The organism is Aeromonas genomosp. paramedia, from assembly GCF_023093515.1.
In the GTDB taxonomy this organism is placed as follows: domain Bacteria; phylum Pseudomonadota; class Gammaproteobacteria; order Enterobacterales; family Aeromonadaceae; genus Aeromonas.
In genome coordinates this window covers 143,095-156,452 of sequence record NZ_JAAROG010000007.1, presented here as the reverse complement: position 1 = coordinate 156,452, position 13,358 = coordinate 143,095, and the positions used below count along the sequence as shown (strand labels likewise).

Genomic DNA, 13,358 nt, shown 5'->3' with positions numbered 1-13,358 from the left:
CATGGATGAAATGGCGGACATAAAAAAACCGGCCGCAAGGGCCGGTGAAACAGTTCAGGCTTGTCAGGTGACAATTCGCACCCAGCGGATGAAGACAGCTTCCAATTCCCTGTGAAACCCTGTCCTCTTGAGTACGTGATGTCACTCTACGCCAGGGTCACTGAATCGGGACTGAACCATTGCGCATTCTTTATCCGCCTCAGAGGCGGATCCCGAGGGACTGGCGCAGATAGGCCCCCGCCCCGAGCAGCCCCGGGCCTTCATGGGTGATGAGGAACACCGGAATCTCTTTGAGATAAGGCTTGAAGCGCCCCTTGTCCTCGAAGGCGACCCGAAAACCTGAGCCGATGAAGAACTCCTGGAAGCGGGGCACTATGCCGCCGGCGATGTAGACGCCGCCGAAGGTGCCCATGTTGAGGGCCAGGTTGCCGGCAAAGCGGCCCATGAGCACGCAGAACAGGCTCAGGGTGCGGCGGCAATCGAGGCAATCCCCCGCCAGCGCCCGCTCTGTGATGTCCTTGGGGGCAAAGGGCTCGGGTTCACGGCCGTCGGATTTGACCAGGCCGCGATAGAGATTGACCAGTCCAGGGCCCGAGAGGAAACGCTCCGCCGACACATGGCCCAGTTCGCCACGCATCACCTGCAGCACCGCATCTTCCTCTTCCGTGTTGGCGGCGAAGTCCACGTGGCCGCCCTCCCCCGGCAGACTGAGCCACTGCTCGCCGGCCTGCACCAGGTGCGCCACCCCAAGGCCGGTGCCTGCGCCATAGATGGCGATGGGCTTGCCGGCCACGGGCGCCGCGCCCCCCAGCTGGATGCGGTCACTCTCACCGAGCACGGGCACCGCCATGGAGACGGCGGTGAAATCGTTGATCACCTGCAGGCGATCCAGGCCGAGGTTGGTCTGCATCTCGCGGATGGAGAACTCCCAGCTGTGGTTGGTCATGGCGACCCAGTCACCGTTGATGGGACAGGCGATGGCGATGCAGGCCTCGCCCACCTTGACGCCATGCTCCTCCAGATAGAGGCGCACCACGGCCTCGAGGCTCGGGTGGGCCAGCCCGGAATAGGTCTTTGCCTGGGAAATGGCGCCGGTCGCCAGCTCGCACAGGGCCAGCCGGGCATTGGTACCGCCTACGTCGCCCACCAGCGCATGGGTATGCTGCATAACAAACTCCTTCGTTACCGACTCGGGGCGGCCCTTACCGTCCCGACATAATTATTTGGTTGCAATACTACCCGAGCCCCTTCCCTTGCGGCTCGTCGGATGAATGCAACTGTGCGCCCGCTCACAGTGTTGTTGCTTTGCAACATTTGTAAGCGTTTTCAAGGGACAGATGGAAGTTTGTAACCAAAAGCACGAAATAATTAGACATGAGTCATACTTTGTAGGGACGAGATTAGTTCCGATAAGCGCTTGTCTTGTATAGTCATCAAGTAGATTGGAAACCTGCTTGAGCTGTGAATTTAGTGCACAGACACTGAAGTTAAATTACAAAAATGCCTGGTGGTAATGATGAATACCCTCGATAAAATTACGAACAATTTGGAAAGTTTCAGTAAATCAGAGCGTAAGGTGGCTGAAGTGATCCTGGCGTCGCCCCAGACCGCCATTCACTCCAGCATTGCCACCCTCGCCAAGCTGGCCGATGTCAGCGAACCGACCGTCAATCGCTTCTGCCGTCGTCTCGATACCAAGGGCTTCCCCGACTTCAAGCTGCACCTGGCCCAGAGCCTGGCCAACGGCACCCCCTATGTGAACCGCCACGTGGAAGCGGAAGACGGGCCCGACACCTATACCGCCAAGATCTTCGAATCCACCATGGCCTGCCTCGATGCCGCCAAGAACAGCCTGGACATCTCCGCCATCAACCGCTGCGTCGACATCCTGACCCAGTCCAAGAAGATCAGCTTCTTCGGCCTCGGCGCCTCTTCCGCCGTGGCCCGGGATGCCCAGAACAAGTTCTTCCGCTTCAACATCCCCGTGGTGAGTTTCGACGACATCGTCATGATGCGCATGAGCTGCATCAACAGCAGCGAAGGGGATGTGGTGGTGCTGATCTCCCACACCGGCCGCACCAAGGCGCTGGTGGAAATCGCGGCCCTGGCCCGTGAAAACGATGCCACCGTCATCGGCATGACCGCCAAGGATTCCCCCCTGGCCCGCGAGTGCAACCTGGTGCTCTCCATGGACGTGCCGGAAGACACCGACGTCTACATGCCCATGGCGTCGCGCATCGCCCAGCTCGCCCTGGTGGACGTGCTGGCAACCGGCTTCACCCTGCGCCGTGGCATGAAATTTCGCGAAAACCTGAAGAAAGTCAAAGAAGGTTTGCGCGAATCCCGCTTTGATACCCCGCATAATTCCTGAATCATTCGGGGGTCCGCCCCCGACTGTCTATGCCACCGGGCTTGGTGTAGTATCGTAATTTAATAACACAAGGCCACTCAGATGGCCTGCAAGCAGGCGCCATGCCACATGCTTGACGGGGCAGTATTTCAAGTCATATCAACTTCACATCGGAGTCTTTCATGCCAAGACGTACAAAGATTGTAACCACACTCGGTCCGGCGACCGATCGCGACGGCATCCTCGAGGGGATCATTCGCGCCGGGGCCGACATGGTGCGGATGAACTTCTCTCACGGCACTCCTGAAGATCATATCCTGCGCGCCAACCAGGTGCGTGAAATCGCCGCCAAGCTGGGCCGTCATGTGGCCATCATGGGGGACCTGCAAGGCCCCAAGATCCGCGTTTCCACCTTCAAGGATGGCAAGGTCTATCTCGCCATCGGTGACAAGTTCATCCTCGATGCCGCCCTCGGCAAGGGCGAAGGCTGCCAGGAGCAGGTCGGCATCGACTACAAGAGCCTGCCAAACGACGTGGTGGCCGGCGACATCCTGTTGTTGGACGATGGCCGCGTACAACTGAAAGTCGAGCAGGTCGAAGGCACCCGCATCCACACCACAGTGACGGTGGCGGGCCCCCTCTCCAACAACAAGGGCATCAACAAGAAAGGGGGCGGTCTCTCCGCACCGGCCCTGACCGAGAAGGACAAGGAAGACATCAAGACCGCCGCCCGCATGAATGTGGACTACCTGGCGGTCTCCTTCCCCCGCAGCGGCGATGATCTGCGCTACGCCCGCGAGCTGGCCCGCGAAGCCGGCTCCAACGCCAAGATAGTGGCCAAGGTCGAGCGCGCCGAGACCGTCGCCAGCGACGAGGCGATGGAAGACATCATCCTCGGCTCCGACGCCGTCATGGTGGCCCGGGGTGATCTCGGCGTCGAGATAGGCGATCCCGAGCTGGTGGGCGTGCAGAAGAAGCTCATTCGCCACTCCCGCCGCCTGAACCGCGTGGTCATCACCGCGACCCAGATGATGGAGTCCATGATCAACGCGCCGCTGCCGACCCGTGCCGAAGTCATGGACGTGGCCAACGCCGTACTGGACGGTACAGATGCGGTGATGCTCTCCGCCGAGACCGCCGCCGGCCAGTTCCCCATCGAGACGGTCACCTCCATGGCCAGCGTCTGCGTGGGCGCCGAGAAGCATCCGAGCCTGAACGTCTCCAACCACCGCATGAGCTACACCTTCACCTCGGTGGAAGAGGCCGTGGCCATGTCCACCATGTATGCCGCCAACCACCTGGAAGGGGTCAAGGCGATAGTGGCACTGACCGAGTCCGGCACCACCCCGCTGCTGATGTCCCGCATCAGCTCCGGCCTGCCGATCTTCGCCATGTCCCCCCACAACAAGACGCTGGCCTGGACCAACCTCTATCGCGGCGTCACCCCTGTGCTGTTCGACGGGGACGAGAGCAAACCTGTCTACGAGGTGTGCCGCGAGGCACTGGACGTGCTCAAGGCCAAGGGCCTGGTCCAGAGCGGCGACATGGTGCTGCTGACCCACGGCGACAAGATGGAGACCGTGGGCAGTACCAACACCTGCAAGGTGATGATGGTCGAGTAATTTCTCTTCACCGGCACCAAAAACGGCTCCCGCGGGAGCCGTTTTTTATGGCGCCAAACCCGGTTCAGCCACGAAACAGCGCCACCTTGTCGCCATCCTGCAGGCTGCCGGCACCGCGCACCACCACCCTGTCCCCCTGCTTGATGGCGCCGCTCACCGCCACCTGCCGGCTGTCGCCAAACAGCACTGTGACCGGCACCCGGTTCACGGTCAGCGCCTCGCCGCGCTGCTCCACCTGATAGACCACGCTCCCCTCGGTGCCGAGCACCAGTGCATCCCGCGGCAGCAGCATGGTCTGCTGCTCTCCCAGGGGCAACGCCACCCGCACCGGCGAGCCTATGATGAAGCGGCCCGGCTCTGGCCTGAGGCGCAGCTCGATGAGGCGCGACTTGGGATCGGCGCTCGCCGCCCGCTGGTAATAGACGGCGTGGCCGCTGAGCTGCTCCCCTTCCACCCGTAACCTGGCCTTTGCTTCCAGCTGGCTGGCCCAGACGATGGGTGCCCGCAGCCGGATGTCAGGCTGCGCCGGGTTGACCAGCTCCAGCGCCCGCTCGCCCGCGTCCACGTGCTCCCCCGGCTGGATGAAGTGCTCGTTCACCACACCGTCGAAGGGGGCGAAGATGTGGGTCCTTTGCAACTGCGCCTCGATCTGGCGCACTTGTACCCGGGCCAGCTGCTCGGCCAGCTCCGCCTGCTCCACGTCATAGCGCGCCTTGTCGTACTGGCTTTGGGAGGCACTCTTCTGCTGGTGCAACCGATCCAGGCGCTGGAACTCGGCGCGGGCGTAGCGCAGGTTGCTCCCTTCTCTCGCCTGCTCGGCCCGGGACTGCTCCAGGGAGAGGCGCAGGGTCGCGCTGTCCAGGCGCAGCAGCTCGTCCCCCGCCTTCACCCGGCTGCCGAACTCGGCAATCCACTCCACCCGGCCGCTCACCTCGGCGCTGAGCGCCGCCTGCTGGCGGCTCGCCACAGTGCCGCTGACCCAGATGCTGGCCCCCGCCTCCCCCTGGGTTACATCCGCCAGGGTCACCATCTTGTCTTGTGCCAGCGCGGGCAGCCCCCCTGCCAGCAGCAGGGCCCCCACCATCATCCTTGTGAACATATGCGTCATCGATAAGCTCCTTGCTCAGGCCCGCTGGCGCAGGGGTTGTGGGATCTCCGCCTGCTCCCCGAGACGGAGGAAAGCGGGTAACAGGATCAGGGTGAACAGGGTGCTGCAACTCATGCCGCCGACGATGACGGTGGCGAGCCCCCGGTAGATTTCGCTCCCCTCGCTCGGGCTCAGCATCAGGGGCAGCATGCCGAAGATGCTGGTGAGGCTGGTCATGGCGATGGGCCTCATCCGGCTTTGCAGGGCATCGGCCACCGCCGACTGGCGGCTCAGGCCGTCCCGCTCGGCCATGCGGGTCTGGTGCACCAGCAGGATGGCGTTGTTGACCACCAGCCCCAGCAGGATGACGAAGCCGATGATGGTCAAGAGATCCATCGGCAGCGGCACCAGGAGGCCGCTCAGATGCAGCGCCAGCACGCCGCCCACCGAGGCGAGCGGCAGGGTGAGCAGCACCAGCACGGCATCCTTGAGGGAGGCGAAGACCCCCCACAGCAAGATGAGCAGTATCATCACCGCAAACAGGAAGATGCTCCCCAGGTTGTCCAGCGCCTGCTGCAGGCTGTCGGCATTGCCGGCGACCCTCAGCTCGCCACCAGCGGGCAGCAGCGGCCGGATGGCGGCAAAGCTCTTGGTCTGCAGGGTCTCCAGCACCTGCTCCATGCTCATCCCCTCAGGCGGGGTGATCTGCAGGCTGATGCTGCGCCGCCCGTCGGCCCGAAAGATGCTCTCAGGCCCGAGGCCGGGCTCCACCCGCAGCAGCTCGCCGAGGGGGACGATGCGCCCGGACGGCGTCGCGAGCGGCACCGCCTTCAGCTCGTCCGGGTTGGCGGAGGCCTGGCCCATCAGCAGGATGTCGAGCCGCTCCTCCCCGTCGAAATACTCGCCGACCCGCAGGCCGTCGCCGAAGGTCTGGATGATGGCGGGCATGGGGCTGCGATCCCAGCCCACCTCGGCCAGACGCCTGTCCTGGGGCACCAGCCGCAATTCGGGGGCGGTGAAATCGAGCCCGGGCTCAGGCCTTATCTGGGCCCCCGGCAAGTCACGCTGCACTATGGCCATGCTCTGCCGCGCCGCCTGATAGAGCGCCGGCAACTCGCCCCCCTGGATCAGCAGTGAGATGCCGTTCTCGCTGTCGAAGCCGCCAAACAGGGAGCCCTGACCGCCGAAGGCCCGGGTATCGGGGATCCCCACCAGCAGCTGTTTCATCAGGAGCTGCTCCAGCACCTTGATCTGACTCTCCTCTTTTGGCCGCACCCCGATCTGGGCACCGCCCGGGTAGCGCAGTATGTAGTAGTTCTTGAGGGCCGGCTCCTTCTCCCCCTTCATGTAGGGGTCGAGGCGGGCTATCAGGGTGTCTATCACCTCTTCGCGCTGGGCCTTGAGGTTGACCCCTGGGGTGAAGCTCATCCACACATCGATGGCGTCACGCTTCACGTCCGGCAGGTAGTTCATCTTGGGCAGCAGCAGCCAGCTGGCCAGCACTGGCCCCGTCATCATCAGGGCGATGATGGCCCAGCGCCGGGGGGCCGTGCCGGTCCAGCGGATCAGGTGGCGGGTGATGCGCTGCCACTGGTTGTCATAGGGATCCAGCAGCCGCTCAGACCCCATCCAGCGCGCCGCCACCGCCGGCAGCACTGTCACCGCCACCACCATGGAGACGGTGACGGCGCAGGCGATGGTGAGCGCAAGGTCTGCGAACAGCTGCCCCTCCACGTCGTTGAGCAAGAGTACCGGCAGGAAGATGGCGACCGTGGTCAGGGTGGAGGCCACCAGGGCGGTCCACACCTGCCGGGTGCCCGCCAGCGCCGCCTCGGCCTTGTTCAAATCCCCCCGCTCGTGGCGCCGATAGATGCTCTCCAGCACCACGATGGCGGCATCGAGCACCATGCCGACGGCGAAGGCGATCCCCGCCAGGGAGATGATGTTGAGGGTGCGGCCCATCACCTTGAGCAGGCAGAAGGTGAGCATGATGCTGATGGGGATGGCGATCGCTATCATCAGGGTCGCCTTGAGCTGGCGCAGGAAGACCCAGAGGATGGCGCAGGAGAGCAGCACGCCGAGTCCCAGGTTCGCGGTCACCATGCCCACCGCCCGGTTGATGTAGAGGGAGGCATCGAACGACTGCTCCATGTGCAGCCCGACCGGCTCCAGCACCTCCCGGTTGAGCTCCTCCACCTTGGCCTTGATCCCCTCCAGCGCCGCCAGGGCATTGGCCCCGCTCTCCTTGAAGATCTGCGCCGCGATGGCGGTGTTGCCGTTCTGGATGCGCAGCACAGGGTTCTCTTCCCGGGCCAGCCTCACCTCGGCCACATCCCGCAGGTAGATGGGCAGGCCGTCCCGCCAGTCCACCACCTTGTCCCCCAGGGTTGTCACATCGTAGCGACCGGCGAAGCGCAGCTTGTACTCCCAGCGGCCGATGTCGAGGGTACCGGCAGAGACATCCCAGTCGGTGGTTGCCCGGCTGGCGAGCACGGGTATCTCCACCCCCAGCTCGGCGGCGCGATAGGGGTCGAAGCGGATCTGGATCTGGCGCTCGTTGATCCCCTCCACCTCCACGGTCGATACCCCTGGAATGCGCTCAAGCTCAGGCTTGACCCTCGCCTCGATCAGCGCCTGGTGATCGTCTATCTCCCCCTTGGCGCCAGGCAACTGCTGGATGAAGAAGAAGGTGAGTGTGTCGTTGCTGCTGTAGTTGTTGACGTAGGGACCGCCGATGTTGTCCGGCAGGCCGGAGACCCGGTTCAGGCGCGAGATGACGTCGAGCTGGGCCCGCTGCATGTCGGTGCCGAGGGCAAACTCCATGTCGATCTCGGTGAAGCCGGGGTAGCTGTTGCTGGTGAGGCTCTTGAGCCCCTGTACCCCCTGCATCTCCTGCTCGATGGGGTCGGTTATCTCCGACTCCATCTCCTGGGGCGAGGCCGAGCGCCAGTCCACCGAGATGTTGAGGTGAGGACGGTCAATGTCGGGAAACAGCTGGACTGGCAGTCCCCGGATGCTGAGCAGGCCCAGCAAAAAAATCAGCACGACCGAGACCGCCACCCAGATGGGGCGTTCGATCGCCGTTTTGGCGAGGTTCATTCACTCTTCCTGAGTTTGTTGTTGTGGGCCATTCCGCTGGCCTTGCTTCCTGCCCCAAGGGTGGGGGCCATTGCATTTAACTGGAATTAATCGAGGTTGTAAATGCCTGGTTAACAAACAAAAAAACCGGCCATATGGGCCGGTTGTCGGTTCACTCTCGGGGTCAGGCGGCGTGCACGACCGGGTTCGGTTGAGACAGGCCTTCCAGCTCGCCCGGGGCGAAGTTGTCCACCTGGATCGCCTCGTATCGCAGGGCATCGGCGGCCAGCAGCTTGTCGGCCTCCTCCTTGCCGAGGATGGACTGGGACAGGGCCGCGGCCACCAGCTCCGGCAGGGCCATCTTGCGAGGCAGCTTGCCCTCTTTCTGGGCCTGCACCAGCTTCTTCTCGATGGGCTGCACCGCCACCATGGCCTGGAAGGCGCGCTCCATCAGACCGACAGGGTCAACGTCGTCCTTGCCCACGTAGCAGAGCGCGGTCAGGCGGTCGCGGAACTCGCCCGGCGTCATCATGGCCAGACAGATGGCGTGGCAACGCTCGTCTGCCGGCATCTTGTAGCCCACGCCGAACGGGAACACCACCCGTTTGAGCACGGCGCCCACCACCTTGTTCGGGAAGTTCTGGAAGAAGCCCTCGAACGCCTTGCCGATGAGGTAGAGGTTGCGCTCCACCGCGTACTGCACGAACGGCAGATCCGAGACCATGCGGCCCTGATCCTCGTAGTGCTTGAGGGTGGCGGAGGCCAGATAGAGGTGGCTCAGCACGTCACCAAGACGGGCGGAGATCATCTCCTTGCGCTTGAGATCGCCACCCAGCATCAGCATGGAGACGTCGGCGCACAGGGCCAGCCCCTTGCTCATGCGAGAGAGTTGCTTGTAGTAGCGGGCGGTTTCCCCTCCCACGGGGGCATTGTTGAACTGCCCCAGGGTCAGCCCCTGGAACAGGGCGCCGAAGAAGTTGCCGGTACCGAACGCGATGTGCTTCATCAGCAGGGCGTCAAACTTCTCGAGACCGCGCTCCACGTCGGTGTCGGCGGCCGCTTCCAGCTCGGCAAACACGTAGGGGTGGCAGCGAGTGGCACCCTGCCCGAAGATCATCAGGTTGCGGGTCAGTATGTTGGCCCCCTCCACCGTGATGGCGACCGGAATGCCCATGTAGGCGTAGCCGGTGTAATTTTTCGGGCCGAGCTGAATGGCGCGACCGGCGTGGATGTCCATGGAGTCATCCATGATCTGGCGCGCCATTTCGGTCATGTGGTACTTGGAAATCGCGGTAACGATGGCGGGCGCCTGACCGAGATCCAGGGAACCTGCCGTCATGCGACGGGCCCCTTCCAGCTGATAGGTGAGACCACCGATGCGGGCCAGCGCTTCCTGTACCCCTTCAAACTTGCCGATGGACATGCCGAACTGCTTGCGCACATAGGAGTAGGCACCCACGGTGCGGCTCGCCATGTGACCGCAGGCGGTGCCCAGGGCAGGCAGCGAGATGCCGCGACCGGCGGAGAGGCACTCCACCAGCATGCGCCAGCCGCGGCCGGCGTATTCAGGGCCGCCGATGATCCAGTCGAGCGGAATGAACACATCCTTGCCGAAGGTCGGACCGTTCAGGAACGCCAGCCCCATGGGGTAGTGGCGATCGCCGACCCGCACACCCGGGTGGTTGGTGGGGATCAGGGCACAGGTGATGCCGATCTCTTCCTTGTCACCCAGCAACTTGTCCGGATCGTACATCTTGAACGCCAGACCCAGCACGGTGGCACGGGGCGCCAGGGTGATGTAGCGCTTGTTCCAGTTCAGGCGAAGCCCGAGGACCTCCTCCCCCTTGTACATGCCCTTGCAGACGATCCCCTTGTCCGGGATGGCGCCCGCGTCCGAGCCCGCTTCCGGACCGGTCAGGGCGAAGCAGGGTACTTCCTTTCCGTTGGCCAGCCCCGGCAACCAGAAGTCCTTCTGGGCCTGGGTGCCGTAGTGCATCAGCAGTTCACCCGGGCCGAGGGAATTGGGCACCATGACGGTGACCGCCACGCTCAGGCTCTTGGTGGCAATGCGAGTGACTATGGTGGAGTTGGCAATGGCCGAGAACTCGCGGCCGCCGTAGGATTTCGGGATGATCAGGGCGAAGAAGCCTTCCTTCTTCAGATAGTCCCAGACCGGCTCGGGCAGGTCCTTGGTCTCGTTGACGATCTTGAAGTCGTCCACCATGGCGAGCAGGGTCTCGACCTGATTGTCGATGAAGGCCTGCTCCTCGGCGCTCAGGGTCGCCTTGCCGTAACCATGCAGTTTCTTCCAGTCCGGGTTGCCGCGAAACAGCTCGCCATCCCACCAGACGGAGCCGGCTTCCATGGCCTCCCGCTCGGTGGCCGACAAGGGCGGCAGTATCTTCTTGAAGATGCCGAACACGGGACGGGTTACCACCTTTTTACGGATGGCGGGCACGCCGAGCACCACGGCTATCGCCAGCACCAGCAGGACAAGCAATGTGATCATACCGAAGTTCCTTCTATTTCACTGTTTCCGTTGATTATTGTTAGGTGTTACACGGCCAGGGAGAGCCTGGTCGACTCCACGGGCGCCCCGACACCGGACGCCAGATAAGGAATAACGTTGCGCACCAGCCCTTCCACATCGAGCTGCTGGCCAAAATCGGCCTGGGCGATGTCACGCAGGGCATCGGCGGAAGCCATGGTGAACACGACTGTGCCCAGGGTGAAGTGCAGGCGCCAGAACAGATCCGCCGGCGACAGGGCCGGGTTGGCCTTGGAAATCGCCTGGGTGATCCCGTGCAGGGTCGCCCCGTAGTGGGTGGTGATGAAACGGCGCAGGTGGCCCTGACTGTCGATGTAGCCGCGCCCCAGCAGCTGCATGAAGAGCGCCGGGCCGTTGGCCCGCACCGCCACCAGCTTCATCAGGGGATCGACGAAGCTCTCGAACACCTGCAGCAGGGTCAGCTGCTCCTGCACCATCAGGGTCTGCAGCCGCGCATCCAGCGCCGGCATGAAGATACTCAGGTAACGATCGAGCACCGCCTGGATCAGCTCCTTTTTGGAGCCGAAGTGGTAGTTGACCGAGGCCAGGTTCACATCTGCCTCGCTGGTGATCAGACGCAACGAGGTATCGGCGAATCCCCGCTCGGCAAACAGCACCTCGGCAGCATCGAGAATACGGTTTTTGGTATCGATTTTACTCACTGGACACCTCACTTAAACGAATGTTTAAAAAGTACGTTTCACGCCCAGCCATGTCAAGAGAATGTGAACAGGTGTTGGCGAAATGTTTTCAACCAAAAAAGCGGGAACAAGATGGGAACTTAGCGGCCAGGCCGGACTCTATATCTATGCCACTGCAATTAAACATTAAGTCTCGCCCAACTTGCGCCATGCTAGTTGGGCATTTTTTTATCCGGATGGCGGCGAAGATTGCGGGCGAAAAAAAACCGTCGCAGGGGCGACGGTGGGGAAAAGTGAGTCGAATCATCCAGTTTCGACTCATCGATGAGAGTTCAGGCTTGCATCGATGGGGCTATGCTCGCAGACAAAGGTGGTCAGACTTTGTCAGTCCTGGCGTAATTTGTGACAAAGTATGGCAAGCCGCCACATGGCCCGAGTTCGCCAATTTTGCTATGCTGGCGCCTCATGCCAGAGGGGAGAGAAGATGAAGTATACGGTCGATACCCACACGCACACCGTCGCCAGCACCCACGCCTACAGCACCATTCACGATTACCTGCCCATTGCCAGGGCCAAGGGGATCAAGCTGTTCGCCACCACGGATCACGGCCCCGACATGGCCGATGCCCCTCACTTCTGGCACTTCGTCAACCTGCACGTGCTGCCGCGGGTGGTGGACGGGGTCGGCATACTGCGCGGCATCGAGGCCAACATCAAGAACATAGACGGCGAAATCGACTTCCCCGAGCGCTACGAGTCGCGCCTCGACATGATCATGGCTGGCTTTCATGAACCCGTGTTTCCCCCCTGCGATCAGGCAACCCATACCCAGGCCATGATCAACGCCATCAAGAGCGGCCGGGTCGACATGATAAGCCACCCGGGCAACCCGGCTTTTCCCATCGACATCCAGGCCGTGGTCAGGGCCGCCGCCGAATACCGGGTGGCGCTGGAGATCAACAACTCCTCCTTCAGTCACTCCCGTCCGGGCAGTGAAGGCAACTGCCGCGCCATCGTCGAGGCGGCACGCGACCTCGGAGCCTATCTCACCTTCGGCTCAGACTCCCACGTGGCCTTCAGCCTGGGGGATTTCGACCACTGCCACCGGCTGGTGACCGAGGCCGGCTTCCCCGAGGAGCGGATCCTGGCACGCTCCCCCCGCGCCCTGCTCGCGTTTCTCGAGAGCCGTGGCCGCGCCCACATTCCGGAATTCGTCGATCTCTGAGGTGTGCCCGTAACTCCATGAGCAGGCTCATAAAAACAATCCGGGCTCATTGACTTGCCTGCACATTTTCGGGAATCTAGGGACAAGCCGGTGTAGCTCAGTTGGTAGAGCAGCGCATTCGTAATGCGAAGGTCGCAGGTTCGACTCCTGTTTCCGGCACCAGTAAAAACAAAGGGTTAGCATCGAAATGAAGCTAACCCTTTGTGCTTTATTGTTCCGTCCCCCTCCGCATACCCCTCCTTTTCGATTTGCTACCCCTCCCGCTTGAGTAACAAAAAGCCCATCATACTTGGGTGGGCTTCTTTGGGGTAACGTTGGGGTACAAGCCAAGGCTAGGAGCGGCCCAAACACCTTTTCATCACAGAGGACTCAAATTCATTTACCAGTTGTGACTTGCCTTCATCGCTGTCTGGAATGGACTTTTGGTAAGCCTCATGAATGAGTCTGACTCTAATTAAACCGTTTGTAGCTGCGAGATACTCCCCTGATTCAGCAGACCAATCAATTTCTCTACGTGCAGTCTCAAGCGCTTTAGCGCGGGGCTCACCATAGAACAAGCGTAGCTTCATCGTGATGTTCGCTTGATGCGCCACCATTGAGCAATCGCGGGCATCATAGGACTCCACGTAATCAATGCCGTTAGGGTATTTGTTGCTCAGTTGCTGCCCCCAGACAGTACCAGCACACACCGCCAAAACAGCCCCTAGAATAATTCTCTTCATTTTCCCCAAACTCCCACCGTGCTGGCGATCATGCAGCTATTGTATCGTTCGTCCAGCTGTAACCCTGTCGTTATAATACCGACTT

9 protein-coding genes and 1 tRNA gene are annotated in these 13,358 nt (G+C 62.1%); 4 read left to right on the top strand and 6 right to left on the bottom strand.

The features are described 5' to 3' along the window. Positions 1 to 199: 199 nt before the first annotated feature. On the bottom strand, positions 200 to 1,168 hold the full coding sequence (gene glk, locus HB860_RS05265; protein ID WP_139434784.1) for a glucokinase: 969 nt from the start codon (positions 1,166 to 1,168) through the stop codon (positions 200 to 202). A gap of 348 nt (positions 1,169 to 1,516) precedes the next feature. Between glk and HB860_RS05260 the strand changes: the two genes are divergently transcribed. Further along, a complete protein-coding gene (locus HB860_RS05260) occupies positions 1,517 to 2,371 on the top strand; it encodes a MurR/RpiR family transcriptional regulator (RefSeq protein ID WP_167402227.1) in 855 nt (284 codons plus the stop codon). Positions 2,372 to 2,532: 161 nt separating this feature from the next. Then, on the top strand, positions 2,533 to 3,972 hold the full coding sequence (gene pyk, locus HB860_RS05255) for a pyruvate kinase (protein ID WP_139744459.1): 1,440 nt from the start codon (positions 2,533 to 2,535) through the stop codon (positions 3,970 to 3,972). Positions 3,973 to 4,036: 64 nt separating this feature from the next. Here pyk and HB860_RS05250 read toward each other — a convergent pair whose 3' ends face one another. From HB860_RS05250 to HB860_RS05235, 4 genes are all read right to left on the bottom strand, one after another. Then, on the bottom strand, positions 4,037 to 5,080 hold the full coding sequence (locus HB860_RS05250; protein ID WP_247625952.1) for an efflux RND transporter periplasmic adaptor subunit: 1,044 nt from the start codon (positions 5,078 to 5,080) through the stop codon (positions 4,037 to 4,039). Between the two features lie 15 nt (positions 5,081 to 5,095). Further along, complete coding sequence (locus tag HB860_RS05245) at positions 5,096 to 8,158, bottom strand: efflux RND transporter permease subunit (RefSeq protein WP_247625951.1); 3,063 nt, start codon at positions 8,156 to 8,158, stop codon at positions 5,096 to 5,098. Positions 8,159 to 8,321: 163 nt separating this feature from the next. Next, positions 8,322 to 10,646, bottom strand: coding sequence for an acyl-CoA dehydrogenase (locus HB860_RS05240; RefSeq protein ID WP_247625950.1), 2,325 nt, complete (start codon positions 10,644 to 10,646; stop codon positions 8,322 to 8,324). Positions 10,647 to 10,693: 47 nt separating this feature from the next. Then, positions 10,694 to 11,347 (bottom strand): TetR/AcrR family transcriptional regulator, encoded by a 654-nt coding sequence (locus tag HB860_RS05235; protein ID WP_025327582.1) that lies wholly within the window; start codon positions 11,345 to 11,347, stop codon positions 10,694 to 10,696. 463 nt (positions 11,348 to 11,810) lie between these two features. Between HB860_RS05235 and HB860_RS05230 the strand changes: the two genes are divergently transcribed. Together HB860_RS05230 and HB860_RS05225 are read left to right on the top strand one after the other, a co-directional pair. Beyond that, entirely contained in the window at positions 11,811 to 12,551 is a 741-nt protein-coding gene (locus HB860_RS05230; RefSeq protein WP_139434773.1) for a phosphatase, read from the top strand. A gap of 86 nt (positions 12,552 to 12,637) precedes the next feature. Next, positions 12,638 to 12,713, top strand: a tRNA-Thr gene (locus HB860_RS05225). Positions 12,714 to 12,883: 170 nt separating this feature from the next. On the opposite strand, the gene HB860_RS05220 is transcribed toward HB860_RS05225, so the two are convergent. Next, entirely contained in the window at positions 12,884 to 13,273 is a 390-nt protein-coding gene (locus HB860_RS05220) for a hypothetical protein (RefSeq protein ID WP_247625949.1), read from the bottom strand. Between the last annotated feature and the right edge of the window lie 85 nt (positions 13,274 to 13,358).